The organism is Pseudomonas sp. Lb2C2 (assembly GCF_052112205.1).
GTDB lineage: Bacteria > Pseudomonadota > Gammaproteobacteria > Pseudomonadales > Pseudomonadaceae > Aquipseudomonas > Aquipseudomonas kilonensis.
Genome location: NZ_JAUTYW010000007.1, coordinates 209747 through 236612 on the forward strand (window position 1 = coordinate 209747; position 26866 = coordinate 236612).

Consider the following 26866-nt stretch of genomic DNA (forward strand, 5'->3'; position numbering starts at 1 on the left):
CGATGGCGGCTTCGACAACACCACAAATCCCCCGGCCCGGCCAATGAGGTGGCGATGAAACCGATAGCCATCATCGGCGCCGGCCCCGCTGGTATCCGTGCCGCGCAGACATTGGTCGCCCACGGCCTATACCCGGTCCTGCTGGACGAAGCCGCCCGCGGTGGCGGGCAGATCTATCGGCGCCAACCGGCCAATTTCAAGCGCTCGCCAGGCAAGCTCTATGGCTTCGAAGCGCACAAGGCCAACGCCATCCACCAGACGCTCGACGCGTTGCGCGAACAGCTCGATTACCGTCCCGACACCCTGGTGTGGAACGCCGAAGCCGGCCTGCTCGATACCCTGCATGAAGGCCGCGCCGACCGCCTCGAGTACGCCAGCGTAATCGTTGCAACCGGCGCCACCGACCGGATCCTGCCTGTGCCGGGGTGGACCCTGCCCGGGGTCTACAGCCTGGGCGCGGCGCAGATCGCCCTGAAGTTCCAGGGGTGCGCCATTGGTGAACGGGTGGTGTTCGCCGGCAGCGGCCCCTTGCTGTATCTGGTGGCCTATCAATACGCCCGGGCCGGCGCCAACGTGGTCGCAGTGCTCGACAGTTCGCCCTTTGGCGCCCAGGTCCGTGCCCTGCCCGGCCTGCTGGCACAACCGGCCACCCTCGCCAAAGGCCTCTACTACCGCGCCTGGCTGACCGCCCACGGCATCGCCGTGCATCAAGGCGCGAGCCTGTCGCGCCTCGACGGCGAACGCCGGGTGCAGTCGTTGAAATGGCGCGGCGCCAACGGCGAACACACCCTCGACTGCGACGCGGTGGCCTTCGCCCACGGCTTGCGCAGTGAAACCCAACTGGCCGACCTGCTGGGTTGCGACTTCACCTGGAACGCCCTCAACCGCGCCTGGCTGCCACGACGCGACGGCGCTGGACGCAGCAGCGTGCCGGGGATCTACCTGGCCGGTGACGGCGCCGGCATCATGGGCGCCGACGCCGCTGAGATGGCCGGTGAACGGGCGGCCCTGGCCTTGCTCGAAGACATTGGTTATCTGATCGACCCGCAGCGTTGCACTCAGTTGGAACAATCCCTCGAACGCATCGGCCATTTCCGACAGGGCCTGGAACGTGCGTTTGCCTTTCCTGAAGCGTGGGCCGCCGATGCCGCCGATGACCTGATGATTTGCCGCTGCGAAGAAGTCAGCGCCGGCGACATCCGCCAGGTGGTGGGCCAAGGCCATTGGGAGATCAATCGGGTCAAGGCGCATTGCAGGGTCGGCATGGGCCGTTGCCAGGGACGAATGTGCGGTGCCGCCGCGGCGGAAATCATTGCCCGCGAAAGTGGCCGCACCGTGTCCAGCATCGGCCGCTTGCGGGCCCAGGCGCCGATCAAGCCCGTGCCGTTCGGCCTGGAGGTCGAGCCATGATCGAAGTGGATGCAGTGATCATTGGCGGCGGCATCGTCGGCGCCTCGGCCGCGTTGTTCCTGAGCCAGACCGGACGCCGGGTGGTGTTGCTGGAGCGCGACTTCTGCGGTTCGCACTCCAGCGGCGTGAACTACGGCGGTGTGCGCCGCCAGGGCCGGCCGCTGTCGCAATTGCCCTTGTCGCAACGGGCCCATGAAATCTGGAGCCAGTTGCCACAATTGATCGGCATCGACGGTGAGTACCAGCGCAGCGGTCATCTGAAGCTGGCCCGCAGCGCTGAAGATCTGCAAGCGCTGCACGACTACGCCGTCGCCAGCCAGGGCTTTGGCCTGGATTTGCAACTGCTCGATCGCAAGGCGCTGCGCGGCCGTTTTCCGTGGGTCGGCTCTGTCGCGGTCGGGGCATCGCTGTGCCCGGACGACGGCCATGCCAATCCGCGCCTGGTGTCGCCAGCCTTTGCCCAGGCCGCTCGCCGGCAGGGTGCGCAAATCCATGAACAGTGCGCCGTCAGCAACGTTGTGCATGACGGTCAGCGCTTTGCCGTACACACCGCAACAGGCCTGACGTTCCACGCGTCCTGGCTGCTGAACTGCGCCGGTGCCTGGGCGAGCCAGTTCGCCGCGCAGTTCGGCGAAGCGGTACCGATGCACGCCGGACACCCGGCGATGCTGGTCACCGAACCCTTGCCCTTGGTGATGGACGCCAGCACTGGCGTCGAGGGCGGTGGTATCTATGCCCGCCAAGTCTCGCGCGGCAATTGCGTGCTAGGCGGCGGCCAGGGTTTTGCCTTGGACGCTGCACGCGCCCGCCCCGGCCAGAACGCCGTGCTGGAGATCCTGCGTCAGGCCGTCGAGCTCTACCCGTTTTTGGAGGGCGCCCAGGCGATCCGTACCTGGAGCGGCACCGAAGGTTACCTGCCCGATCGCCAGCCAGTGATTGGCCACAGCAGCACCCAGCCTGGTCTGTTGCATGCGTTCGGCTTTGCCGGCGCGGGCTTCCAGATCGGCCCGGCGGTGGGCCAGGCGCTCACCGAGATCATCTGCAGCGGGGCTTCGACCACGCCGCTGGATGCGTTTTCCATCACCCGGTTTCACTCCATCTCCGTTGCTTGATAGAGGAAGGTCGTGCCAATGAATAACGTCAAACGCAGTGCACTGTTCGGTTTCTGCTCGCTGGGTTCCGCTTGCCTGGGCGCCCTGCTCCCGGCCACCCAGGCGTTGGCCGAGCCGACGCTTTACCTGGGCATGAACGGCGGCACCATGGAGCGGCTCTACGCCGACAAGGTCTTGCCGGCTTTCGAGAAAGCCAACAACGTCAAAGTGGTCATCGTGCCTGGTACCTCTGCCGACATCCTGGCCAAGGTCCAGGCCAGCAAAGGCAACCCGCAGATGCACGTGATGTTCCTCGATGACGGCATCATGTACCGCGCCATCGCCATGGGCTTGTGCGACAAGCTCGAAGACAGCCCACCCCTGGCGCAGATCCCGGCCAAGGGGCGCATCAAGGATCAGGCCGTGGCCGTCAGCCTCGGGGTGACGGGGTTGGCCTACAACACCCGGCTATTCAAGGAAAAGGGCTGGAATACGCCCACCTCATGGATGGACCTGGCCGATCCGCGCCTCAAGGACAAAGTGGTGTTCCAGTCGATGGCCTCGTCCACGTTCGGCCTGCACGGCTTTTTGATGTTCAACCGGATCCAGGGCGGCAGCGAAACCGACGTTGAGCCGGGTTTCAAGGCCTGGCCAAACACGGTGGGACGCAACGTGCTGGAGTACATCCCGAGCTCGGCGAAGATATCCGAGATGCTGCAGACCGATGAAGCCGCGCTGTTCCCGCTGACGCCGACCCAAGTGACCGCGCTGAAACTCAAGGGCATGCCGGTCGAATATGCCCAGCCGAAGGAAGGCGCCGTGGTCCTCAACGTCGCCGAATGCGCCATCGCGCAAAACACCCAACCGGAACTGGCGCAAAAGCTCGCCGCGTTCCTGCTGACCCCGCAAGCCCAGGCCATCGCCCTGGAAGAAGGCGACCAGATCCCGTCCAACCCCAACACCCCGACCACCGACAAGACCCGCGGCCAGGTGGAGGCGATGAAGCAATACCTGGAAACGGCGATTGCCGTGGATTGGGACCAGGTCAACGAACAACGCCCGGCCTGGAACGCCCGCTGGAACCGCAGCATCGAGCGCTAGCGCGAATTGCTGTGGGAGCAAGGCTTGCCCGCGATGCAGGCGCCTCGTTTTCTCAGAGACCGCGCCGTCTTCATCGCGGGCAAGCCTTGCTCCCACAGATAAATCCCCTCGCCACAGGGTGTTGTACTGAGCTGATTATTGGTTAACTGTCTGGCTACGGACGCCAGACCCTCCCCTTGATCAACAGCGACCCCCACCATGCACACCCTCGCCCAACTACGCGCCGGCCAGCTCTCAGGCATTACCCGGTTGGACCTGGCCTGCGGCTTGACGCAGTTTCCCCAGGAAATCTTCGACCTGGCCGATTCCCTCGAGATTCTCAACCTCAGTGGCAATCAGTTGGACACGCTGCCCGACGACCTGCATCGGCTGACTCGCCTGCGCGTGCTGTTCTGTTCGGACAACCGCTTCACCGAACTGCCCGAATGCCTGGGCCGTTGCGGCGCTTTGACCATGGTCGGTTTCAAGGCCAACCGTATTGCGCACGTCGCAGGCGCCGCGCTGCCGCCACGGCTGCGCTGGCTGATCCTGACCGACAACTGCGTCAGCCAATTGCCGGATGAACTGGGCCAACGCCCCTCTCTGCAAAAACTGATGCTGGCCGGCAACCGCTTGCGGCAATTACCGGCGAGCCTGAGCCAGTGTCATCGCCTCGAACTGCTACGTATCGCCGCCAACCAACTGACCGAACTGCCGCAATGGCTGCTCACGTTGCCAAGCCTCAGTTGGCTGGCCTACGCCGGTAACCCGCTGGAAGCCCGGGCAGAAGCGGCGGCCCTGAATACCACGACGCCTATCGACTGGTCGCATCTGGAACTGCAACAACCACTGGGTGAAGGCGCGTCGGGGGTGATTCATCAGGCGCTCTGGCAGACGCCCGGCCAGGTGGCACGAAAGGTCGCGGTGAAGCTGTACAAAGGCCAGATGACCAGCGACGGCTCCCCCCTGCATGAGATGCATGCCTGCATCACGGCCGGTCGACACCCGAACCTGATTGAGGTGTTGGGCCAGGTTGCCGGACACCCCGAGCAACAGGCCGGGCTGGTGATGGCGCTGATCGAACCCAGCTACCGCAACCTCGCCGGGCTGCCGAGCCTGGCGTCGTGCAGCCGCGACGTCTATGCCGATGAACTGCGCCTGAGCGCTCCGGCGGCCCTGCGCATCGCCCATGGCATCGCCTCGGTGGCGGCACACCTGCACCGCCAGGGCATCACCCACGGGGATCTCTACGGGCACAATATTCTGTGCGATGACCAGGGCGATTGCCTGCTGGGGGATTTTGGCGCGGCGTCGTTCCACGCCACCACGGACAACCTGCAAACCCGCGCCCTGCAACGCATCGAAGTGCGGGCCTTCGGGATTCTGCTGGGGGAATTGCTGGCGCGGATCGAACCGGGGCTCGGTGTTGAGGAACTGGCAGCGTTGCAGGATCTACAGGTGCGCTGCTGTCAGCCGTATGTGCTGGCGCGGCCGGGCTTTGATGAGATTGAAGGTTTACTGCGCGACCGTGGCGAGGGAGCAAACTCCCTCACCACAGGACATTGCGGGTAGCGCTTAACCGGCCAACCCGACAAACATATCCTGCACGTCATCGTGGTTGTCGAGGCCTTCGAGGAACGCTTCGACTTCAGCCATCTGCTCGTCGGTGAGGCCACTGACCGGGTTTTTCGGCTGGTAGCCCAGCTTGGCCGACAACACGGTAAAACCCTGCTCCGGCAAGGCCTTCTGGACAGCGTCGAGGTCGGCAGGATCGGTGAGGAACAACGTCGCGCCCTCTTCGCCCGGCTCGAAATCCTGGGCACCGGCCTCGATGGCGGCCATTTCCGGATCGGCGTCCGGGCTGTCCGGCGCGGCTTCGATCATGCCGACATGGTTGAAGTCCCACGCCACCGAACCCGAGGCGCCGAGTTGGCCCTTGCGGAACGCGACGCGAATTTCGGCAACGGTACGGTTGATGTTATCGGTCACGCATTCAACGATCAGCGGCACCTGGTGCGGCGCGAACCCTTCGTAGGTGACGCGGTGGTATTGCACGGTTTCACCGAGCTGGCCAGAACCTTTCTTGATCGCACGTTCCAGGGTCTCGCGGGGCATCGAGGCCTTCTTCGCCTGTTCGACCACCAGTCGCAAGTGCGCGTTGGTAGCGGTATCCGCGCCGTTGCGCGCGGCAATGGTGATTTCCTTCACCAGTTTGCCGAAGATCTTGCCCTTGGCGTTGGCAGCCGCTTCTTTGTGTTTAACCTTCCACTGTGCGCCCATTACTCACTCTCTTGTCTGACGCGCCGAGACATCTGCCGGCCGGCGCTGTGGCGCAAGTTTATACGGCCTAAACCGGCTGATCGACCAAAAAATTCACCCTGCCGGATCGACATTTTCACAGCGTGTTGTAGGGCGTTTCTGAAATAGTGACTCACAAGCACCGTTTCCCCCCGCGGTTTCGTACCCTCTGCGCCTCTCTCCCCGCCAGTAGGAGCGGCGATGCGCAACGACACGGAAAGTCCCTTCAGCCTGACGCTCACGCAAAGCGACTTGCAACTGCAAGTCTTGCGCTTCAACGGCCGCGAAGCCCTCAACCAGCCATACCGCTTTGACCTCGAACTGATCGGCCTGGCCCCGCCGATAGATCCCGACCTCCTCTTGGGGCATCCGGCCTTCCTGCGCCTGGACGGCGAATCGGGCGTCCATGGGATTGTCCACCGCGTTAGCTTGAATGCCCTGGCGACGCGGTGCATCGGCTATCGCTTGACGTTGGTTCCCTACCTCCAGCAACTGGAGCAAGGCCCGCGGCGCCGGGTTTTCCATCGGCTCAGCGTGGTACAGGTGCTGCAACGCCTGCTGGAAGAACACGCGCTACCCGTCGACAGCTACCGTTTCGAACTGCCCCATGGGCAGTATCCGTGTCGCCCATTCTGCATCCAGTACGAGGAAAGCGACCTGACCCTCCTGCAACGGCTGTGCGAGGAAGAAGGTATTCATTACCACTTCGAACACGCTCCCCAGGGCCATGTCCTGGTGTTTGCCGAAGACCCGAAGAGCTTTCCCGCACGCCCCGTCGAGCTGCCCCTGCACCCGAACGACAGCCAGCTACCGGCCATCAAGCGCTTGTATTTGCGTCACCACCCGATGATGCCTGGCCTGCCTGTCGGGTTCAGTGACCGGGCCCAGTCAGAAACCGAGGCCTCGGCGGCGAATCAACCCCTTGAGCGGATCGATCACGAAGCCATGCGCGGCAACCCGGCCTTGGCTCACCGTTACCAGGCCGGTCGCCGCCACCTTGAACGGTTGCGCTGCCGGCAACGACAAATTCATGGCCACAGCACCCAACCGGGCCTGCACAGCGGCGACATCGTGCAGATCTGCGAACACCCGGTTTCCACCTTCAACGATCAATGGCTGATCACCGAGGTCCAGCATCGCGGACGACAGTTTTCGATCCTGGAACCGGATCTGCCCACCACACCGTCGGCCCGTGACTACCGCAACCGGTTCACCGCCATTCCCTGGTCCACCACGTTCAGGCCGGCCCTCAAGCACCCCAAGCCCTGCATCCCCGGGTACCACCTGGCCCATGTACTCGGCCGCACCGGCCAGCCGGCCAGCCCCGATGAGCGTGGCCAGGTGAGTGTCAGCCTATGGGCGCCGGACCAGGACGGCATCACGCTGCCAGTGTCGCGGCTGACGTTGGATGGCAGCCCCAGCCTGATGGCCGGCAGCGAAGTGCTGGTGAGTTTTCTCGATGGCGACCCTGATCGACCGGTGCTGTGCCCGGGGGCTGTCGATACCGGCGCAGGACAAACCGCCGCGCCCACGAAACCGCCCCGGGGCAATCCTGATGCCGGGCTGCTTCTGGACTGGCTGCTGAATCCGCCGGACTTCACGCCCTGACCCATCCTGTGACTTCATGCCGGCAAAACTGATCTGGCTCATGCCAATTCAACGAAACGGGCTTACAGTAAATAGACAACGCCGCTCTAGACGGCGCTCTACCCTGATCGTTGGAGATACCTGCAATGCCCTGGAAAAGCTCAGAAAGCCGCTACAGTACCGTCACGGTGACCTTGCATTGGCTGATGCTGGTGCTGCTGGCCGTGGTTTATGCCTGCATCGAGTTCCGGGGGATTTTCCCCAAGGGCAGCGGTGGCCGGACCCTGATCAAGGAAGCGCACTTCATGCTCGGCCTGACAGTGTTCCTGCTGGTCTGGCTGCGCCTGTTCGCCCGCAGCATGGGTAAGACACCGGCAATTTTCCCGGCCTCGCCTGTGTGGCAAACCGTCCTGGCTCGCCTGATGCACTGGGCGCTGTACCTGTTCATGATCGCCATGCCGTTGCTGGGCTGGCTGATCACCAGCGCCGAAGGTCATCAAGTGATGTTCTACGGTTTCGATCTGCCCTTGCTCATCGATCAGGACAAGGAGTTTGCCAAGCAGCTGGAAGGCTGGCATGTGCTGGGCGGCACCATCGGCTATTGGTTGATTGGCTTGCATGCCTTGGCGGGGCTGTACCACCACTATGTGGTACGGGACAACACGCTGTTGCGGATGATGCCCAAACGCGGCTGATCGCTGTTACTCGAACCCGCGGCGGCCTTGCAAACCGCCGGTGTGGACGAAAATCAAACGGGTGCCGGGGGCAAACCCTCCGGTTTCGACCCGCGCTTTAAGCAACATCAAGGCTTTGCCGGTGTACAACGGCTCCAGTTCGATGGCCGCCGTGGTTTCGATGAACTCGGTGAGTTCGGCATCGACCCGGGCGAAACCGCCACGGCTGCCGTCAAACAATTCATAAAGCGCACGACAAAGGCCTGCCTCTGCCACGATGTTTTCGACTTGCTGCGCCACGCCATGGTCCTGGGGCACCGCCAGCACGCCATAGACCGGGCGCTCGCCCGCTTCGGCCAGCACCAGCCCGGCCAGCGATGTGCCGGTGCCGCAGGCCAACCACCAGCCGTGATAATCCGCCCATCCCAACGTTGCCAGTTGTTCACGGACATTGGCTGCCCAGGCCATGCAGCCTAGTGCGCCAGGCAACCCCGAACCGCCCTCGGGCACGGGATGCAAATGTGGGTAGCGGATCTGCCACGGCGCCCAGAAACCCGGCGCGTGCCGCTCTCGGTATCCGCCATAACCCAACCAGTGCAGATCCATGCCAAACGCCTTCAGGTCGCGCACCGTCGGCGTGTCCTGGGGATGACCACGCAACAGCCCCACCGTGGGAAACCCGAAGCGCCTGCCCGCCGCGGCCAACGCATGCAAATGGTTGGAATAGGCCCCGCCCAGGCTCATGACCCCCTCGGCACCGGCCTCATGGGCGGCGCGCAAATGATGCACCAGCTTGAACCACTTGTTGCCGCTGATCAGCGGATCGATCCGGTCCAGGCGCAACACCGCCACTTCAACACCGGCTCGGGCGAGCCAGTCCAGGTGAAGGGGGTCGAGTCGGGGTTGGGGATGCCAGTCGAGGGCGGGAAGCAGCATGGCAGCAGGTCGAGGAGAAAGATGCCCGGCATCTTAACAGCTTGGCAGCGGGTGACTTCAGGTTCACCACATCCCCCTGTGGGAGCGAGCTTGCTCGCGATAGCGGTTAGTCAGCTACATAGAGGTTGACTGACCTGCCGCCATCGCGAGCAAGCTCGCTCCCACAAGGGTTTTGTCTGGGGCTGTGCGTTACAACTGTGCCGCCAACCGAGAACCCTGGTTGATCGCCCGCTTGGCGTCCAGCTCCGCCGCCACGTCGGCACCGCCGATGAGGTGAACGGTCTGCCCCGCCGCCTCCAGGCCTTCCTGCAATTCACGCAGCGGATCCTGGCCGGCGCAGATCACGATGTTGTCCACGGCCAGCACTTGTGGCTCGCCGGTTTCGCCGATGCGAATGTGCAGGCCATCGTCGTCGATCTTCAGGTACTCGACGCTGTTGAGCATCTGCACCTGCTTGTTCTTCAGGCCCGTGCGGTGAATCCAGCCGGTGGTCTTGCCCAGGCCGTCACCGACCTTGGACGTCTTGCGTTGCAGCAGGAACACCTGGCGCGCCGGTGCATGGGGTTCGGCCTTGATCCCGGCCACGCCGCCGCGAGCCTCGAGGTGGGTGTCGATGCCCCACTCCTTCCAGAACGCCTCGCGGTCCTGGCTGGTGGCGACGCCCTGATGCACCAGGAACTCCGACACGTCGAAGCCGATACCGCCGGCACCGATCACCGCGACACTGCGGCCCACCGGCTTGCGCTCGAGGATCACGTCCAGGTAGCTCAACACCTTGGCATGCTCCACGCCAGGAATCGCCGGCACGCGCGGCGCGATGCCGGTGGCGAGGATGATCTCGTCGTAACCGCCAGCCACCAATTGCGCCACATCCACCCGGGTGTCAAGGCACAGTTCGACATGGCTGGTCTGCAATTTGCGCTTGAAGTAGCGCAGGGTTTCGAAGAACTCCTCCTTGCCCGGCACGCGCTTGGCGACGTTGAACTGGCCACCGATTTCACTGGCCGAATCGAACAGCGTCACCTGATGCCCACGCTCGGCCGCCACGGTGGCAGCGGACAGGCCGGCCGGGCCGGCACCGACCACGGCGATTTTCTTCACCTGGGTCACCGGCAGATAGTTCAGCTCGGTTTCGTGGCAGGCCCGCGGGTTCACCAGGCAACTGGTGAGCTTGCCGCCAAAGGTGTGGTCCAGGCACGCCTGGTTGCAGCCGATGCAGGTGTTGATTTCATCGCCGCGACCGGCAGCGGCCTTGTTGACGAACTCCGGATCGGCCAGGAACGGCCGGGCCATGGAGACCATGTCGGCATCGCCTTCAGCGAGGATCTGCTCGGCCACTTCCGGGGTGTTGATGCGGTTGGTGGTGATCAGCGGGATGCTTACCGAACCACGCAGCTTGGCCGTGACCTTGCTGAACGCCGCCCGCGGAACCTTGGTGGCGATGGTGGGAATTCGCGCTTCGTGCCAACCGATACCGGTGTTGATGATCGTCGCGCCGGCCTGCTCGATGGCCTTGGCCAACTGGACGATTTCGCCCCAGGTGCTGCCGCCTTCCACCAGATCGAGCATCGACAGGCGAAAGATGATGATGAAATTCGGGCCTACCGCCTCACGCACCCGACGCACGATTTCCACCGGCAGGCGCATGCGGTTTTCATAGCTGCCGCCCCAACGGTCGGTACGGTGGTTGGTGTGGGCCGCCAGGAACTGGTTAATGAAATAACCTTCCGAGCCCATGATCTCGACGCCGTCGTATTCGGCCTTCTGGGCCAGTACCGAGCAGGTGACGAAATCGCTGATCTGCTTCTCGATACCCTCCTCGTCCAGTTCCTTGGGCTTGAACGGGTTGATCGGCGCCTGGATCGCGCTCGGTGCCACCTGCTTGGGGCTGTAGGCGTAGCGCCCGGCATGGAGAATCTGCATGCAGATCTTGCCACCGGCCTCGTGTACGGCCCGGGTAACGATCTGGTGCTTGAGCGCTTCTTCTTCGGTGGTCAGCTTGGCCGCGCCGGAGTAGACACCGCCCTCGTCGTTCGGCCCGATCCCACCGGTGACCATCAGGCCGACGCCACCCCGGGCGCGCTCGGCAAAATACGCCGCCATGCGTTCGAAGCCGCCGGGTTTCTCTTCCAGACCGGTGTGCATCGAGCCCATCAGGGTACGGTTGCGCAAGGTGGTGAAACCCAGGTCCAGCGGGGCCAGCAGGTGCGGGTAATGAGAGGCGGTCATCGATAACTCCACAACGGGCGATCACGGGAAAAAGCGCAAGCTCTGCGGCTTGCGTCTGTCATGACCCACAGCGTAAGAGCCGGGATGCGGGCACTCAATGACCGTAACTGACAACTTAATGATCCGAATGTGCAGGGGGCCGATCAACCGTGCGTGACTCTCGACGGGATGGGCCAGTCCTATCAACGCTGGACCAAGTGCTCGAACCCAAAATAACCCTAATAACACGGTCGCCCTTGCATGCATCCCCAACGAAAAATGCTGCACAACGAGTTGCACGCCCGCCCGTCGCTATATTTCGACGAACCGGCCCACGTCTTCCACCTGGCGTTTCTGGGCGACAATGCCCAGTGCAACGCGCTGCTCGAGCGACTGTGCCCTGAAACCCACGCAGCAGAAGCCGCACAAGGCATCACCCGCCTTGAAGGACACCCGCTCAAGTGGGAGCGCCACGCCGAGTTCTTCACCCTGACCCTGGTCGTTCCCGCCAGCACCAATGAACTGCACTGGACAACACTGCCCGACTGCCTTGCCCAGGGTATCGAAGGTCATTCCCAGCACCTGATCAATGCGGTTCAGGTGGTGGTGCGCGCCGAAGCCGGTCTCGACCTGCCCAGCTACGGTTTCAAGGACCCGTGCGGCTCTTGCGTGGGCGGTGGCGATGCGGTGGTCTGGAGCGATTTTCGCCTGACCGAGGACGGCACCAACCGCCTGCTGTTCATCAATCGACGGCTCAACGCTTATCGCCAGGGCCGCATGATCCGGCGCCTGCTGGAAATCGAGACCTATCGCATGATGGCGTCCTTGTCGCTCAATACCGCCAAGGCACTGGATCCGCAACTGAACGAATTCGATCGCACCCTGGTGAGCCTGTCCGAGCGCAACGCCAATGCCAGCGGCGTGCATGCCAAGGCCCTGCTGGAGGACATCGCCCTGCTGTCTCGCCAGGTGGTCAGCAGCACGGTCAGGAATCGCCACCGTTTCAGCGCGACCCGCGCCTACGCACAACTGGTGTTCGAGCGCCTGGGTGAGTTGCGCGAAAGTCACCTGGGCGATTGCCAACGGCTGGGCGTGTTCATCGAACGGCGTTTCAAACCCACGGTGCGTTATTGCGCAGCCACCGAACAGCGCCTCGAACAACTGGCCATGAGCGTCGCCAACCTGGGTGACTTGCTGCAAGCACGCGTGCAAGTCGAAATGGAAGACCAGAACGCCGAGATCCTGCGCAGCCTCAATGCCCGAGCCGATGCACAGATAAAAATTCAGCGCGCGGTGGAAGGCCTGTCGATCATTGCCATCACCTACTACCTGATCAACCTGTTCAAACTGGTCTATAGCGGGCTGCACACCTTGGGCGCGAACCTCTCGGCCCGCGAAGCGCTGCTGGGCATGACGCCGCCGGTGCTGTTGATCATGCTGCTGATTCTGATCCGGATCAGGAAGGCCAAAAGTCACTAGCGCGCCTTGCCCGCGCAGAGGCGATCCAAGGGTTCCATGGACGCCTTTGCGTGTGCCTGCCGTGAGGACAAATCAGCGTCCGCCCTTCGCTAATCCCTTGTTTTACCGTACCCTGCCCCGTAACTCTTGATGAAAAATCACGAACCTGCACACGGCCGCTGACTGTTCCCCATGCGCAAATTTCTGTACCTGCTGTTTTCACTGGCCTTGATTGCCGCCCTGGTCACCTACGCACTGTGGACGACGGATCGTCCGATGGGTCATTACCTGTCGGACCTGCGCATCCACCTGGCGGTGAATCAAGGCACGCCGGCCGACCGCGGCAATCTGCTGGGCATCCAGCCCGAACTGTTCCCCACCGACTACCAGAGCCCCGAGCGCCTGCATCGCAAACTGGCGGCCTATCTGCAGGCCGCTCGCGACCAGGGCTTGCTCAATGCCAAGACCGTCGTGGTCCTGCCCGAGCACATCGGCACCTGGTTGATGGTCGGCGGCGAAAAAGACGAGTTGTACCAGGCCACCACCTTGAAGGAAGCCATGAACTGGCTGGCGGTCAGCAATCCACTGGCGTTTATCCAGGCGCTGGTCAGCGCTCAAGGCGATAACCGACTGGGCGATGCCTACCTGCGCATGAAAGCCGAACACATGGCCCATGACTATCAAGCGCTGTTCGGTGGCCTGGCCAAGGAGTTCGGCATCACCCTGGTGGCCGGTTCCATCGTACTTCCCGAGCCCAGCGTCAGCGACGGTGAACTGAAAGTCGGCCGCGGCGCGCTGTACAACAGCAGCCTGGTGTTCGGCAGCGATGGCCGGCCGATCGGCCAGCCACAACGCCAACGGCATCCCGTGTTTGAACAGCAGGATGTGCTTGGCGCCGACCACCCGGCCGCCCCCCTCGTCATCGACACCCCCGCCGGACGCCTGGGCGTGCTGATTGGCAGCGACAGTTGGTACCCGCTCCACTACCGGCAACTCAACGACCAGGGCGCAGAACTGATCGCGGTGCCCGCCTTCATTATCGGCCGCGAAACGTGGGACAAACCTTGGAGCGGTTATAAAGGCCTGTCCACACCAAACGAAGTGAGTCTCAAACCGGGTGAAGTGAGCGAGGGCCAAGCCTGGCATCGCCTGACACTGACCGGCCAATTGCCCATCAGCCAGGCCCGGGGCGGCGTCAGCGTATTCCTGCGTGGCCAGTTCTGGGACAGCGGCAGCGCCGGCCAGAGCTTCATCAGCCACAACGGCCAACACTTCCCCGATGGCGAAGACCGTGGCGCCCGCCTGCTGAACCTGTGGTTGTGAACATGAAACCGCAGCCGATGCGCCTGGGGGACTTGTCAGTGGGCTTCGTCCATAGCCTGGCTGACGCTGTCGCCAGCCATGGGCAAGACCCCCAACCTTTGCTTGAACAGTACGGTCTCGATGCCGCACGCCTGGCCGAGCCCGGGGCACGGCTGTCGATCCCACGCTACATGCGCTTGGGCCACGCTGCGATTCAACAGACTCAGGACCCGGCCCTGGGCCTGCGCATGGGTCAGCTCGGGCGCTTGAGCCAGGCCGGGCTGGCGGGCGTTACCGCCGCCCAGGCGCCGACCGTGCGCGAGGCCGCCCGCTGCATGATCCGCTTCGAACCGCTGTATGGCTCCAACTATCGCGGCCAATCGAGTTTCCATGAAGATGCCCGAGGCGCTTGGCTACGGTTCTATTCCATCAGCCCGTATAACGCCTACAACCGCTTCGTCGTGGATTCGATCATTGCCGGCTGGCTTGCCCAACTGTCCAGCGTCAGCGGCATCGCGCTGCGGCCAGAACGCATCGAAATCGAATTCGAGGAGCCGGCATACCTGGAAGCCTACCGCACGCTCGGCGACTGCCCGATCCAGTTTGGCGCCGAACAGAATCAACTGCGCCTGGGCCTGGACAGCCTCGCCCAGCGCAACCCGCAGCATTGCCCCAGCACCTGGCACCATCTGCTTCAGTTGTGTGAACGGGAATTGGAACAACGAACCCGCACCCGCAGCCTGCGTGAACGCATCATTCAGCTGCTGGGGCCGTTGCTCAACGGCGGTCGGGAACCCGACCTGGAAGAAGTGGCGACCCGCCTGAAGCTGCCAACCTGGACCCTGCGTCGCAAGCTGGCCGAGGAAGGTACGCAGTTTCGCGCCATCCTCAACGACACCCGCCGCGACCTGGCCATGACCTATATACGCGATACCGAACTGGCGTTCGGCGAAATCGCCTATCTATTGGGATTCGCCTCAGCCGAGGCATTTCAACGAGCCTTCAAGCGCTGGAACAACCAGACGCCCGGGGAATTTCGTCGTAGTCACAGAGGGGTTTGAGCTACAAGAACCTGGGTTGCTGCTTACCACTTGTAGCCCGTAGCGGTTTTCACAACTCCGTCGCATCTTCGGCGGGTTCCAGCGGGTCCAGTTCATACGCCTGGTATTCCAGCAGCTCTTCCTGATAATCATCCATTACGTGTCCTTCCCCTGTCATTGAAACCAATGCCTGATGGCGCTGGCATCAGCATAAAGCTGCTTTATGAACAAAACATGAAGCAAAGGCTTCATGAATTAAACGTAGCACAGGGTCGGAAAATTACCGTGTGAAGTGTGACAGGGCGTAACTCCCTGCCACTGGACCTCAGGATGCCGGAAGCGGCTGAATCGGCTCGGTCGGGGCAGGTAACGAGCTGGACGGTGGAGGTGTAACGGTTTCCGTCGTCGGCGCAGACTCGAACGACTCGGGCGCAATTGGCGCGGGCTCGCTCGGCGGTGCGACGGGCTCTGACACCGTGGGAGCGGTTTCGACGGGGGTCGGCGCGACCTCCTCTACCGGCGTGGCTGCTGCGGGAGCAGGCGCAACAGGCTCTGGCTCTGGTGCTGGAACTGGAGCCGGCATCAGCGCAGCCGATTCAGCCTTGGTTTCCGGGATACCCAGCTCAGCTTTCGGCTTGTCGGTATTCTCAGCCTTCTCGGCAGCTTTCTTCGCTTCGGGAGGCAGGAACAGCTCGACCAAGGCAAAGAAACGCTCATAGAACTTGGCCGCCGACACGGTTTCGCTGGCGACCTTGACCATCGAATCATCCGAGGAGCCGATCGGCATCGACACCGAACCCAGCACCCCCACGCCCAGGCTGGCGGAGTTGTTGGTTTTCTTCAGGGCATAACGGTCCTGCAAGGCATTGGCGAACATGGTCGCACGGTGGCCGGTACCGCCGTCTTCGGCACAGACCAGGTTGAAGCTGATCTCCATATGGGTCTCGCCGGTCTGCTGGAAACTCTTGTGACCGCTGACCAGCTTCGGATCGCTGCTGGTGATGATGTAGCCCTGGCTGAGCAGCGCCCGACGCCCGGCCTCGCAGGTCGCCGCGTCACTCACTGGATAAGTGCGCGAAAACGTGCCGGAGTCATCGAAATTCTCGTGCTCGTAAATGGCGGTTTTCTTCGACGAGCAACCGGCTGCGGCGGCCAGCACCAATGCAAGCCCGACGGTGCGCATGTGAAATGATTTGAACATTGAACATCCTGAGAAAAACGGTCCGGGGCGTATTGTGCAACAGAACGCGACCTGGCAGCGTGGCTAATCTTGTTTCAAGGGGGTTACAAGTTTACTGGGGGTTGTTTGCAGGAAAAAGACGCTGATCCGGTAGATCGACGAATACCCGCTTTCCATGCAACAAGCAGATACAAAAACCTGACGGTTCGGGTTAATGCTGTTCACTTGAGCGGTTAATGAAGATTTTTTTATTCCGTTTCTGGAGGCGTGGTTAGGTGTGTATATCCGTTGTTGCGGTGATGGCCACTGGCGGTTCCGCTCTTACAGCGGCTCACTTTTGAGAAGCCCGGGAGCCGGCCCAGTCAAAAGTAAGCAAAACGCTCTTGCCCCACCACTCGGCACCTCGCCTAGGCTCGGTGTGCCCGAACGAAGGCATTGCTCCGTGGGCCGCCGCGAAGGGCCATCCATGGCCCAGCGCGGCTACCTCGGCATCCATGCCGAGGTGCCCACTGCGCCATACCTGCGTTCGGCCAGCGTGGTTTAACGGGGCGCCCCAGATCAAAAGCCGAAGCGAGGCGGCCTGACAGCCGGCCTGATTCTGGGTGATCGCGTTCCTCCTGTGGGAGCGAGCTTGCTCGCGATGAAGTCGGCACATCCAACATCATTACAACTGAACCACCGCATTCGCGAGCAAGCTTTGCTCCCACAGATCTAATGGGTGTACGACCGGGAGAGCCAGGTCGGCTGTTAGGCCGCCTCGCGGCGGACGTTGATCTCGGCGCCCCGTTAACCACGCTGGCTGAACGAAGGTATTGCGCAGTGGGCAACCCGGCATGGATGCCGAGCCTAGGCGAGGCACCGAGTGGTGGGGCATAAAGCGTTTTGCTTACTTTTGACTGGGCCGGCTCCCGGGCTTCTCAAAAGTGAGCCGCTGTAAGAGCGGAACCATAAGTAGCCGTTACCGAAGAAATGGATATACACCCAAACCCAAGCCCAAAAAAAACGGCGCTTCCCATTTCTGAAGAAGCGCCGTTTTCTCTAAGTGAACAGCATTACAGCCAGGTTTACCCAAACATCAAGCCATTAGAAACGCTTGATATCCGCCTGACTCTCCAACTGCTTGCGATACGCCGCGAAGTCCTGCTGACCAACACGGGACGCCAGGTAGCGGCGATACTCCGCCTTCTCTTCGTCAGTCGGTGCCGCCGCTTCGTTCACGCCATTCAGACGCACGACCATCAGGCTGCCGTCAGGCAAGGTCACGCTGGTGAACGTCGGCTTGTCCTTGGACTCAGGCTTAGGCATGCGGAACACTGCTTGCAGCACCGCCGGGTCGATGCCTTCCTGGTTGCGGGTGGCCGCCTGGGTGGATTTCCAGCCTTGGCCGTCGACCGGCTTGTCCAGTGCAGTCTTGCCGTCACCCAGGCTGGCGATCAACTCGTCGGCGCGGGTCTTGGCCGCTGCGCTGGCGTGTTCCTTGGCCAGTTGAGCACGAATCGGCCCCGCCACTTTTTCCAGCGGCAATTGCTCAGGCTTGCGGTGTTCCTTGGCACGCAGCACCACGACGGTTTCCGGGTCCAGCTCGATGGCGGTGCTGTTGGCACCCTCCTCCAGCACTTCCGGGCTGAACGCAGCGGTGATCACGGCACGATTGGCCGCAATCCCTTCGCCGCCTTCGCGACCGAACGGGGCCGAGGTGTGGACAGTCAGCTTCAAGTCCTGGGCAGGTTGCGCCAGGTCGGACGCTTCGAACGAGGCATCCTCCAGTTGCTTGGTCGCCTCAACGAAACGCTGCTCCACCTGCTGGGTCTTCAGCTCGCGGACCAGTTTGTCCTTCAGGCTGGCAAACGTAGGCACTTCAGGCGCTTCGACACCCAGCAGCTTGATCAGGTGCAGACCGAAATCGGTGCGTACCGGTGCCGAGACCTGGTCCTTGTTCAAGGCGTACAAGGCCTTTTCGAACTCCGGATCGTAGACGCCTGGACCGGCATAGCCCAGATCGCCGCCGTTGTTCGCCGAACCCGGATCCTGAGAGAACTCCTTCGCCAAGGCTTCAAACGACTCGCCTTTGGCCAAGCGAGCCTGGATTTCTTCGATCTTCGCCTTGGCCTGGGCTTCGGTCACCTTGTCGTTCACTTCGATCAGGATGTGCGCAGCCCGACGCTGTTCGGACAGGTTGGCGATTTCTTTCTGGTAGGCCGCTTGCAGGTCTTCGTCCTTGACGCTGACCTGATCGAAGAAAGAAGCTTTCTTCAGCTCAAGGTAATCGATGACCACCTGGTCAGGCGTCATGAACTCCTTGGCGTGCTGGTCATAGTAGGCCTTGACCTCGTCATCGGTCAGCTTGACGGAGGCCGGGTCGGCCTTGATGTTCAAGGTGGCGAAATCACGAGTCTGTTTTTCCAGGCGGGCAAATGCCAGCACTTGGGCATCGGTGACAAAACCGCTGCCTGCCAGGCCGGCGCGCAACTGACCAATCAGCATTTCCTGAGCCAGCATCTGGCGGAACTGCATACGGCTGTAACCCAGCTGGCGGATCACCTGATCGAAACGCTCGGCGCTGAATTTGCCATCGACCTGGAACTCAGGCGTTTGCAGGATCACTTGATCGAGCGCCGCTTCGGAGAAAGCGAATTTCGCATCGTGTGCGCCTTGCAGCAGCAGCTTGCGGTCGATCAGGCCCTTGAGCGCTGAATCGCGCAGCATTTTTTCGTCCAGCAGGGAGGCGTCGAAATCCTTGCCCAGCTGTTGCATAAGCTGACGGCGCTGCATGTCGACTGCTTGGCTAAGCTCGTTCTGGCTGATGTTTTCGCCGTTGACTTTGGCCGCGTCGTTGCTATTGGTGGTGGCTTGAAAAATGGCATCGAAACCGGTCAACGCCATCAATGCGACGATGACCCCGATGATGGTCTTGGCAATCCAGCCTTGTGAATTGTCCCTGATATTCTGCAGCATGCGTCCCCCAGAAACGGTTGAACTTCAAATTTAGGCAACCGTGGAGCGTGGGTAGAATCCGGATAGAAGAAAGGCGCATCCGAGGATGCGCCTTCTCGTAACTGGCGGAGCGGACCGGGCTCGAACCTGCAAGCCCTGGCGTGCCAGACCGGTTGCAACCGGCCGTATTACCGCTCCGCTGCCAAGCCAGGCATGACCCCGACCCGGATAAACTCAACGAAACCTTAGTTAACGGCTTCTTTCAGTGCTTTACCAGCTTTGAAGCCTGGCTTTTTGGCAGCAGCGATTTCCAGCGTCTTACCGGTCTGCGGGTTGCGACCGATACGAGCAGGACGATCGGTCACGGAGAAGGTACCGAAACCAACCAGAACAACGGAGTCACCAGCCTTCAGAGCGCCAGTGACGGATTCGATTACAGCGTCCAGCGCACGGCCAGCAGCAGCTTTCGGGATATCAGCGGATGCAGCGATAGCATCAATCAGTTCCGACTTGTTCACTCTAAGTCCCCTTATATCTATTTGAGATGATTCTAAGTTTTTTTGGTGAAAGCAAAAACGAGTGCTGAATGGCCTGCAGACACTTAAGAGCCGCTTTATAACAAGGGCTCTAAAAAACTGTCAAGGAAGCCCCCCAGGCAAATGCGTATTAATGCGTGCTAATTCTTTCCTTAGAGTCAGACTCTCGCTTTTCTTCCTTCGCGACAATCTCCGGAGCCACATCCGGCAAGGGCTCCGGCGCGTATTGCAGCGCAATTTGCAGGACCTCGTCAATCCATTTAACGGGTTTGATCTGAAGATCTTGCTTGATGTTGTCAGGAATTTCCTTCAGGTCGCGGACATTCTCTTCGGGAATGATCACGATCTTGATCCCGCCACGGTGTGCCGCCAGCAGTTTTTCCTTCAGGCCGCCAATCGCCAGGACCTGACCGCGCAGCGTGATTTCACCTGTCATGGCGACATCGGCGCGCACCGGAATACCGGTCAATGCCGAGACCAGGGCTGTGCACATGCCTACGCCAGCGCTCGGGCCGTCCTTGGGTGTGGCCCCTTCGGGCATGTGGATATGCGTGTCGCGCTTCTCATGGAAGTCCAGGGGAATGCCCAGGCTGCGGGCGCGGCTGCGAACAACCGTCAGCGCCGCGGTGATCGACTCGACCATCACATCACCCAGGGAGCCGGTCTTGATCAATTGACCCTTGCCCGGTACCACGGCTGCTTCGATGGTCAGCAGCTCACCACCGACCTGGGTCCAGGCCAGGCCAGTCACCTGGCCGATCTGGTCCTGTTGCTCGGCGAGGCCATAACGGAACTTGCGCACGCCCAGGAAGTGCTCCAGCAGGTCCGCAGTGACCTTGACCGCGAAGCGTTTTTCCAGCGCATGTTCCTTGACCGCCTTGCGGCAGACCTTGGCAATCTGCCGCTCCAGGCCACGCACACCGGCTTCGCGGGTGTAGTAGCGGATGATGTCGCGAATCGCTTCCTCGTCGAATTCCAGCTCGCCTTTTTTCAGGCCGTTGGCCTGGATCTGCTTGGGCGAAAGGTATTTCACGGCGATGTTGATCTTCTCGTCCTCGGTGTAGCCCGGCAGACGAATCACCTCCATCCGGTCCAGCAATGCTGGCGGGATGTTCATGGAGTTGGAGGTACAGAGGAACATCACGTCCGAAAGGTCGTAATCGACCTCCAGATAGTGATCGTTGAAGTTGTGATTCTGCTCAGGATCGAGGACTTCTAGCAACGCAGAGGCGGGATCGCCGCGCATGTCGCTACCCATCTTGTCGATTTCGTCCAAAAGGAACAGCGGATTGCGTACGCCGACCTTGGTCATCTTTTGAATCAATCTTCCCGGCATCGAACCGATGTAGGTACGACGATGACCACGAATTTCCGCCTCGTCGCGCACGCCGCCAAGGGCCATGCGTACGAATTTGCGGTTGGTGGCGTGGGCAATCGACTCCGCAAGGGAGGTTTTACCGACCCCTGGAGGACCGACCAGGCACAGGACCGGGCCACGAATCTTTTTCACGCGCTTCTGCACTGCGAGGTATTCAAGGATGCGTTCCTTGACCTCTTCCAGGCCGTAATGGTCGGCGTCGAGGATGTCCTCGGCGCGCGCCAAGTCCAGGCGCACCTTGCTCTGGGCTTTCCACGGCACCTGGACCAGCCAGTCGATGTAGGAGCGCACCACGGTGGCCTCGGCAGACATCGGCGACATTTGCTTGAGCTTGTTCAGCTCGGCCTGGGCCTTGGCCAGTGCATCCTTGGGCAAGCCGGCGGCATCAATGCGCTTTTTCAGCTCTTCGATTTCGTTGTGGCCTTCGTCGCCATCGCCCAGCTCTTTCTGAATGGCCTTCATCTGCTCATTCAGGTAGTACTCGCGCTGGCTGCGCTCCATTTGCTTCTTGACGCGACCGCGAATGCGTTTCTCGACCTGCAACAGATCGATTTCGCCGTCGAGCAATGCCAGCACATGTTCGACACGGGCCGACAGATCAATAATCTCGAGAATTTCCTGCTTCTGCTCGATCTTGAGGGCCATGTGGGCCGCCATCGTATCAACCAGCCGCCCCGGCTCGTCGATGCTGTTAAGCGACGACAGGACCTCTGCAGGCACCTTCTTGCCCAGTTGCACGTATTGTTCGAACTGCGACAGCAGACTGCGGACAAACACTTCCGACTCACGCTCGGGCGCATCGACTTCTTCGATCAGCGACACCTCGGCCCGGCAATGGCCGTCCACTTCGCTGAAACGCTCGACAGTACCGCGCTGCTCGCCTTCGACCAGGACCTTGACGGTGCCGTCGGGCAACTTGAGCAATTGCAGAACCGTTGCAATCGTCCCTACGCGATACAGTGCGTCTTCACCGGGATCATCGTCGGCTGGATTTCTCTGGGCCAGCAGCAGAATCTGCTTGTCACCCGTCATCGCAGCCTCAAGGGCTTCGATGGACTTCTCGCGCCCCACGAACAGCGGGATAACCATGTGCGGATACACCACGACATCGCGCAATGGCAGGAGAGGCAATTCGATGGTTGTCTTCATGATTTCGCCTCTACGGCGGCCCTAGGGCCGGAAACAGATGGAAGTAAGCTTGAAACCAAGATGGGGGCAGCCTTGAAAAAAAACAAGCGCTAAGACACGTCTAAAACGCGCTAAAAGCAAAGGGGCCCGAAGGCCCCTTCTTTATTCCGGCAGCGGGACGCTTAAGCGTCCGGTGCGGCCTTGGCAGCCGGCTCACTGTTTTCATAGATATACAGTGGCTTGGACTTGCCTTCTATAACGCTTTCATCGATCACAACTTTACTCACCTCGGATTGCGAGGGGATTTCATACATCGTGTCGAGCAATACGCCTTCAAGAATCGAGCGCAATCCACGGGCACCGGTCTTACGCTCCAGGGCACGTTTGGCGACCGATTTCAGCGCGTCGGAACGGAACTCCAGGTCTACACCTTCCATTTCGAACAGCTTGGCATACTGCTTGGTCAGGGCGTTTTTCGGCTCGGTCAGAATCTGCATCAACGCTGCTTCATCCAACTCGTCCAGCGTTGCCAGGACCGGCAGACGACCGACGAATTCCGGGATCAGACCGAACTTGACCAAATCGTCAGGCTCGACTTCACGCAGGGATTCACCGACTTTCTTGCCTTCTTCCTTGCTGCGCACTTCGGCGTTGAAACCGATGCCACCGCGGGTGGAACGGTTTTGAATAACCTTTTCCAGGCCGGAGAACGCACCACCGCAGATAAACAGGATGTTACGGGTGTCGACTTGCAGGAATTCCTGCTGCGGATGCTTGCGACCACCTTGGGGTGGAACGGAAGCGACCGTACCTTCGATCAACTTGAGCAAGGCCTGCTGCACGCCCTCACCGGAAACATCCCGGGTGATGGACGGGTTGTCGGACTTGCGGGAAATCTTGTCGATTTCGTCGATGTAGACAATGCCCATCTGGGCCTTTTCCACATCGTAGTCGCACTTCTGCAACAACTTCTGAATGATGTTCTCGACGTCTTCACCTACATAACCCGCCTCGGTGAGGGTGGTTGCGTCGGCGATGGTGAACGGAACGTTCAGCAAGCGGGCCAGGGTTTCGGCAAGCAGGGTCTTACCCGAGCCTGTCGGGCCGATCAGCAGGATGTTGCTCTTGCCGAGTTCGACGTCGTCATTCTTCTTGTCACGTTGGTTCAGGCGCTTGTAGTGGTTGTACACCGCTACCGCCAGTACCTTTTTCGCACGTTCCTGACCAATCACATACTGATCAAGGATGCCGCTGATTTCTTTAGGCGAAGGCAATTTATGCGCGCTGCTCTCGGCCTGGGCTTCCTGCACCTCCTCGCGGATGATGTCATTGCACAGGTCGACGCACTCGTCGCAAATGAAGACCGAGGGGCCGGCAATCAATTTGCGCACTTCATGCTGGCTTTTGCCACAGAAGGAGCAATAAAGCAGTTTGCCGTTGTCCTCGCCGTTGCGGGTGTCAGTCATTCGATCGATCCAAATCCGATAGGCTTGCAACACAAGATGAAGGCAATTGCGGGCTTTTTCAAGCCCGCAGGTGATCGGACCTGCCGATCAACCTCATTTTGAGCTGCTTATTTTAAGCGGGGCGTTGGCTGATCACTTCATCGATCAGGCCATATTCACGTGCGACTTCAGCGCTCATGAAGTTGTCGCGGTTGGTATCGCGCTCGATTTCTTCAAGCGTGCGCCCGCTGTGCTTGGCCATCAAGGTGTTGAGGCGCTCGCGGATGAAGAGGATTTCCTTGGCATGGATTTCGATATCCGATGCCTGGCCCTGGAAACCGCCCAGTGGCTGGTGAATCATCACGCGCGAGTTCGGCAGGCAGTAACGCTTGCCATGGGCACCAGCAGTCAGCAAAAACGCACCCATGCTGCACGCCTGACCGATACAGGTCGTCGAAACGTTAGGCTTGATGAACTGCATGGTGTCGTAGATCGACATGCCCGCCGTCACCGAACCGCCAGGGGAGTTGATATAGAGATGGATATCCTTGTCCGGGTTTTCGGCTTCAAGGAACAACAGTTGCGCACAGATCAGGTTGGCCATGTAGTCCTCTACCGGGCCCACCAGAAAGATGACGCGTTCCTTGAGCAGACGCGAGTAGATGTCATAGGCACGTTCGCCGCGGGCGGACTGCTCGATAACCATCGGGACCAGGCCGCCAGCGGCCTGGATGTCAGAGCTATGCTGATAAAAAGAATTGCGGGACATGTCTCGCAGTCACTCCCAAATAGTTATGTCTTGAATACGCATAAGCCAGCACGAAGGCTGGCTTATGGGTGTGTATTTCTTACCGCAGAACCATCAATCGGCTTGTGGAGCTTCCACCGGCTTGACCGCTTCTTCGTAAGAGACCGCTTTATCGGTCACGCTAGCTTTCTGCAGAACAGTATCCACAACTTGTTCTTCCAGCACAACCGAACGGACTTCGTTCAGTTGCTGGTCGTTCTTGTAGTACCAGGACACGACTTGCTCAGGCTCTTGATAGGCCGAGGCCATTTCCTGGATCAGCTCGCGAACGCGGGCTTCGTCAGGCTTGAGCTCGAACTGCTTGACCACTTCGGCGACGATCAGGCCCAGTACGACACGGCGCTTGGCTTGTTCTTCGAACAATTCGGCAGGCAGCTGGTCCGGCTTGATGTTGCCACCGAACTGCTGAACAGCCTGCACGCGCAGACGGTTCACTTCGTTGTCCAGCAGGGCCTTTGGCACTTCGATCGGGTTGGAAGCCAGCAGACCGTCCATGACCTGGTTCTTGACCTTGGACTTGATGGCCTGGCGCAGTTCACGCTCCATGTTCTTGCGAACTTCGGTGCGGAAACCTTCCAGACCGGTTTCCTTGATGCCGAACTGGGCGAAGAACTCTTCGTTCAGCTCAGGCAGTTTCGGCTCGGAAACGGTGTTGACGGTCACGGTGAACTCGGCGGCTTTGCCAGCCAGGTCCAGGTTCTGGTAATCCTCAGGGAAGGTCACGTTCAGAACGCGCTCTTCACCGGCCTTGGCGCCAACCAGGCCGTCTTCGAAGCCAGGGATCATGCGACCGGAGCCCAGCACCAACTGGGTAGCCTTGGCGGAACCGCCCGCGAACACTTCACCATCGACCTTGCCGACGAAATCGATGTTCAGTTGGTCTTCGTTCTGGGCAGCACGCTCAGTCACTTCGAAACGGGTGTTCTGCTTACGCAGGATGTCCAACATCTTGTCCAGGTCGGCATCCGACACGTCAGCGCTCAGGCGCTCGACGGCGATGGATTCGAAACCGGCAACCGTGAACTCAGGGAACACTTCGAACGTGGCGACGAATTCCAGGTCCTTGCCTTTTTCCAGCACTTTAGGCTCGACGGACGGAGCGCCGGCCGGGTTCAGCTTCTGCTCGACGACCGCTTCGTAGAACGAAGACTGGATCACGTCGCCCACGGCTTCCTGACGCGCATCAGCCTCGTAACGCTGACGGATCACGCTCATTGGCACTTTGCCTGGGCGGAAACCTGGGATTTTGGCCTTTTGGGCAGTCTGCTGCAGACGCTTGTTGACCTGAGTCTCGATGCGCTCAGCCGGCACGGTGATGCTCATGCGGCGCTCAAGAGCAGAAGTATTTTCAACAGAAACTTGCATGGATATTCCTCGTTGCACAGACGTTGGCCGGGCGTTTCCGACCCCAGAATCAAGGGCATGCATTCTAGTAGGTCAAACTCAAGAAGTCACCCTACTGAAAACGCGCTGGAAACAGGCGCCGGATTTAGGACGGGACAAACGGTCATGCCCCACCCGGATTGCAAATACAGTCGATTCAGCCCAGGGCTCTGCGCCAACGCTTCTATATATAGAAGCGGCTGGCCCGGTCGCGCAGCGCCCAGGCCCACAAGGAGACCGACGGACATGCCGCGCATCATCACGAAACACATTCGCGAGGACCCGAGCGCAGCGCGGACCAAAAAACAGTGCCGATGCCAAACACAGAACCACCGAAAACAAAAACGGCGCAGCCCTTTTCAGGTACTGCGCCGTTTTCTGCTATTTAAATAGCGACTTGTATGGTGCGGACGGAGAGACTCGAACTCTCACACCTTGCGGCGCTGGAACCTAAATCCAGTGTGTCTACCAATTCCACCACATCCGCGTATCAAGCTTTTAAAGCAAAGGCGCCAGATTGTTAGATCTGGCGCCTTTCTAGAATATGGGGTGGACGATGGGGATCGAACCCACGACAACGGGAGTCACAATCCCGTGCTCTACCAACTGAGCTACGCCCACCATATTGCCTTGTTGCCTTACTTGTGCCAAAGCTGCCTAATTGGCGCACCCGGCAGGACTCGAACCTGCGACCATCCGCTTAGAAGGCGGATGCTCTATCCAGCTGAGCTACGGGCGCCTTTTTAATCTGTATTCTTGGACGATTACAAACTAAGTGCTTTCAGTTTTGCCGAGTTGAAACAACCAACTCTGCTCCACCTTCTTAACCAGTGCTAGGCTGTGCCCGACAAGTGCGACGAATGTTATAGACGGCCTGATAGGTCGTCAACTCTTTTTTAAAAAAAATTCATTTAATTAAAGGGGTTAGGGGAATTTGCAGACCAAGCGCCTTTGCCCTCACGCCCCGGCATGCGAGAATGCGTTCTCTTT

At 60.6% G+C, this 26866-nt stretch carries 19 protein-coding genes and 3 tRNA genes; 9 read left to right on the plus strand and 13 right to left on the minus strand.

Features of this window, described 5'->3' with window-relative positions; all coding sequences use genetic code 11:
• The first annotated feature begins 54 nt into the window (after positions 1 to 54).
• From Q7F16_RS22035 to Q7F16_RS22050, 4 genes are all read left to right on the plus strand, one after another.
• On the plus strand, positions 55 to 1410 hold the full coding sequence (locus Q7F16_RS22035) for an FAD/NAD(P)-dependent oxidoreductase (RefSeq protein WP_046064762.1): 1356 nt from the start codon (positions 55 to 57) through the stop codon (positions 1408 to 1410).
• Positions 1407 to 2522: an NAD(P)/FAD-dependent oxidoreductase gene (locus Q7F16_RS22040; RefSeq protein ID WP_046064761.1), complete on the plus strand. Its 1116-nt coding sequence runs from the start codon at positions 1407 to 1409 to the stop codon at positions 2520 to 2522. The genes Q7F16_RS22035 and Q7F16_RS22040 overlap by 4 nt, the downstream gene beginning before the upstream one ends.
• An 18-nt stretch (positions 2523 to 2540) precedes the next feature.
• Positions 2541 to 3602 carry an ABC transporter substrate-binding protein gene (locus Q7F16_RS22045; RefSeq protein WP_046064760.1) on the plus strand — a complete coding sequence of 354 codons (1062 nt, stop codon included), beginning with the start codon at positions 2541 to 2543 and terminating at the stop codon, positions 3600 to 3602.
• A 198-nt stretch (positions 3603 to 3800) separates the two neighbouring features.
• Positions 3801 to 5153 carry a leucine-rich repeat-containing protein kinase family protein gene (locus tag Q7F16_RS22050; protein ID WP_409556766.1) on the plus strand — a complete coding sequence of 451 codons (1353 nt, stop codon included), beginning with the start codon at positions 3801 to 3803 and terminating at the stop codon, positions 5151 to 5153.
• Positions 5154 to 5156: 3 nt separating this feature from the next.
• Here the strand turns inward: Q7F16_RS22050 and Q7F16_RS22055 are convergent, their stop codons facing one another.
• The gene (locus tag Q7F16_RS22055; protein WP_003199952.1) at positions 5157 to 5861 is read right to left on the minus strand and encodes a YebC/PmpR family DNA-binding transcriptional regulator; all 705 of its coding nucleotides are present in this window, start codon (positions 5859 to 5861) and stop codon (positions 5157 to 5159) included.
• 219 nt (positions 5862 to 6080) lie between these two features.
• Between Q7F16_RS22055 and Q7F16_RS22060 the strand changes: the two genes are divergently transcribed.
• Positions 6081 to 7487: a type VI secretion system Vgr family protein gene (locus tag Q7F16_RS22060; protein WP_409556765.1), complete on the plus strand. Its 1407-nt coding sequence runs from the start codon at positions 6081 to 6083 to the stop codon at positions 7485 to 7487.
• A 125-nt stretch (positions 7488 to 7612) separates the two neighbouring features.
• Positions 7613 to 8161, plus strand: a complete 549-nt coding sequence (locus tag Q7F16_RS22065; protein ID WP_014339294.1) for a cytochrome b — start codon at positions 7613 to 7615, stop codon at positions 8159 to 8161.
• Between the two features lie 6 nt (positions 8162 to 8167).
• On the opposite strand, the gene Q7F16_RS22070 is transcribed toward Q7F16_RS22065, so the two are convergent.
• Positions 8168 to 9076, minus strand: coding sequence for a 1-aminocyclopropane-1-carboxylate deaminase/D-cysteine desulfhydrase (locus tag Q7F16_RS22070; RefSeq protein WP_186652386.1), 909 nt, complete (start codon positions 9074 to 9076; stop codon positions 8168 to 8170).
• Between the two features lie 189 nt (positions 9077 to 9265).
• Entirely contained in the window at positions 9266 to 11305 is a 2040-nt protein-coding gene (locus Q7F16_RS22075) for an oxidoreductase (protein ID WP_046064756.1), read from the minus strand.
• A 240-nt stretch (positions 11306 to 11545) separates the two neighbouring features.
• On the opposite strand from Q7F16_RS22075, the gene Q7F16_RS22080 reads away from it, so the two are divergent.
• From Q7F16_RS22080 to Q7F16_RS22090, 3 genes are all read left to right on the plus strand, one after another.
• Positions 11546 to 12763 carry a DUF3422 domain-containing protein gene (locus Q7F16_RS22080; RefSeq protein WP_024619705.1) on the plus strand — a complete coding sequence of 406 codons (1218 nt, stop codon included), beginning with the start codon at positions 11546 to 11548 and terminating at the stop codon, positions 12761 to 12763.
• Between the two features lie 171 nt (positions 12764 to 12934).
• A complete protein-coding gene (locus tag Q7F16_RS22085; RefSeq protein WP_409556764.1) occupies positions 12935 to 14065 on the plus strand; it encodes a carbon-nitrogen hydrolase family protein in 1131 nt (376 codons plus the stop codon).
• Positions 14066 to 14067: 2 nt separating this feature from the next.
• A complete protein-coding gene (locus tag Q7F16_RS22090; RefSeq protein ID WP_041476043.1) occupies positions 14068 to 15105 on the plus strand; it encodes an AraC family transcriptional regulator in 1038 nt (345 codons plus the stop codon).
• A gap of 304 nt (positions 15106 to 15409) precedes the next feature.
• Here Q7F16_RS22090 and Q7F16_RS22095 read toward each other — a convergent pair whose 3' ends face one another.
• From Q7F16_RS22095 to Q7F16_RS22140, 10 genes are all read right to left on the minus strand, one after another.
• Complete coding sequence (locus Q7F16_RS22095) at positions 15410 to 16285, minus strand: DUF2242 domain-containing protein (protein ID WP_079304473.1); 876 nt, start codon at positions 16283 to 16285, stop codon at positions 15410 to 15412.
• A 1062-nt stretch (positions 16286 to 17347) separates the two neighbouring features.
• Positions 17348 to 19219, minus strand: a complete 1872-nt coding sequence (locus Q7F16_RS22100; protein WP_046064753.1) for a SurA N-terminal domain-containing protein — start codon at positions 19217 to 19219, stop codon at positions 17348 to 17350.
• Between the two features lie 224 nt (positions 19220 to 19443).
• Positions 19444 to 19716 carry an HU family DNA-binding protein gene (locus Q7F16_RS22105; protein WP_002552737.1) on the minus strand — a complete coding sequence of 91 codons (273 nt, stop codon included), beginning with the start codon at positions 19714 to 19716 and terminating at the stop codon, positions 19444 to 19446.
• A gap of 148 nt (positions 19717 to 19864) precedes the next feature.
• Positions 19865 to 22261, minus strand: a complete 2397-nt coding sequence (lon, locus tag Q7F16_RS22110) for an endopeptidase La (RefSeq protein WP_014339302.1) — start codon at positions 22259 to 22261, stop codon at positions 19865 to 19867.
• Positions 22262 to 22422: 161 nt separating this feature from the next.
• Positions 22423 to 23706, minus strand: coding sequence for an ATP-dependent Clp protease ATP-binding subunit ClpX (gene clpX / locus Q7F16_RS22115; protein ID WP_003183176.1), 1284 nt, complete (start codon positions 23704 to 23706; stop codon positions 22423 to 22425).
• Positions 23707 to 23818: 112 nt separating this feature from the next.
• A complete protein-coding gene (gene clpP, locus Q7F16_RS22120; protein ID WP_409556763.1) occupies positions 23819 to 24454 on the minus strand; it encodes an ATP-dependent Clp endopeptidase proteolytic subunit ClpP in 636 nt (211 codons plus the stop codon).
• A gap of 93 nt (positions 24455 to 24547) precedes the next feature.
• Entirely contained in the window at positions 24548 to 25858 is a 1311-nt protein-coding gene (gene tig, locus Q7F16_RS22125; RefSeq protein WP_003199860.1) for a trigger factor, read from the minus strand.
• A 420-nt stretch (positions 25859 to 26278) separates the two neighbouring features.
• A tRNA-Leu gene (locus tag Q7F16_RS22130) sits at positions 26279 to 26363 on the minus strand.
• Between the two features lie 58 nt (positions 26364 to 26421).
• Positions 26422 to 26497 (minus strand) — tRNA-His (locus Q7F16_RS22135).
• Positions 26498 to 26538: 41 nt separating this feature from the next.
• A tRNA-Arg gene (locus tag Q7F16_RS22140) sits at positions 26539 to 26615 on the minus strand.
• Positions 26616 to 26866 lie beyond the last annotated feature (251 nt).

Excerpts from the sequence above, each read along its gene's own strand:
- Q7F16_RS22070 (WP_186652386.1), bottom strand. The coding sequence starts at position 9,076 with ATGCTGCTTCCCGCCCTCGACTGGCATCCCCAACCCCGACTCGACCCC.
- clpX (WP_003183176.1), bottom strand. The coding sequence starts at position 23,706 with ATGACTGACACCCGCAACGGCGAGGACAACGGCAAACTGCTTTATTGC.
- Q7F16_RS22035 (WP_046064762.1), top strand. The coding sequence starts at position 55 with ATGAAACCGATAGCCATCATCGGCGCCGGCCCCGCTGGTATCCGTGCC.
- Q7F16_RS22060 (WP_409556765.1), top strand. The coding sequence starts at position 6,081 with ATGCGCAACGACACGGAAAGTCCCTTCAGCCTGACGCTCACGCAAAGC.
- Q7F16_RS22095 (WP_079304473.1), bottom strand. The coding sequence starts at position 16,285 with ATGTTCAAATCATTTCACATGCGCACCGTCGGGCTTGCATTGGTGCTG.
- Q7F16_RS22065 (WP_014339294.1), top strand. The coding sequence starts at position 7,613 with ATGCCCTGGAAAAGCTCAGAAAGCCGCTACAGTACCGTCACGGTGACC.
- Q7F16_RS22100 (WP_046064753.1), bottom strand. The coding sequence starts at position 19,219 with ATGCTGCAGAATATCAGGGACAATTCACAAGGCTGGATTGCCAAGACC.
- tig (WP_003199860.1), bottom strand. The coding sequence starts at position 25,858 with ATGCAAGTTTCTGTTGAAAATACTTCTGCTCTTGAGCGCCGCATGAGC.
- lon (WP_014339302.1), bottom strand. The coding sequence starts at position 22,261 with ATGAAGACAACCATCGAATTGCCTCTCCTGCCATTGCGCGATGTCGTG.
- Q7F16_RS22075 (WP_046064756.1), bottom strand. The coding sequence starts at position 11,305 with ATGACCGCCTCTCATTACCCGCACCTGCTGGCCCCGCTGGACCTGGGT.
- Q7F16_RS22040 (WP_046064761.1), top strand. The coding sequence starts at position 1,407 with ATGATCGAAGTGGATGCAGTGATCATTGGCGGCGGCATCGTCGGCGCC.
- Q7F16_RS22085 (WP_409556764.1), top strand. The coding sequence starts at position 12,935 with ATGCGCAAATTTCTGTACCTGCTGTTTTCACTGGCCTTGATTGCCGCC.
- Q7F16_RS22090 (WP_041476043.1), top strand. The coding sequence starts at position 14,068 with ATGAAACCGCAGCCGATGCGCCTGGGGGACTTGTCAGTGGGCTTCGTC.
- Q7F16_RS22050 (WP_409556766.1), top strand. The coding sequence starts at position 3,801 with ATGCACACCCTCGCCCAACTACGCGCCGGCCAGCTCTCAGGCATTACC.
- Q7F16_RS22080 (WP_024619705.1), top strand. The coding sequence starts at position 11,546 with ATGCATCCCCAACGAAAAATGCTGCACAACGAGTTGCACGCCCGCCCG.
- Q7F16_RS22045 (WP_046064760.1), top strand. The coding sequence starts at position 2,541 with ATGAATAACGTCAAACGCAGTGCACTGTTCGGTTTCTGCTCGCTGGGT.
- Q7F16_RS22055 (WP_003199952.1), bottom strand. The coding sequence starts at position 5,861 with ATGGGCGCACAGTGGAAGGTTAAACACAAAGAAGCGGCTGCCAACGCC.
- clpP (WP_409556763.1), bottom strand. The coding sequence starts at position 24,454 with ATGTCCCGCAATTCTTTTTATCAGCATAGCTCTGACATCCAGGCCGCT.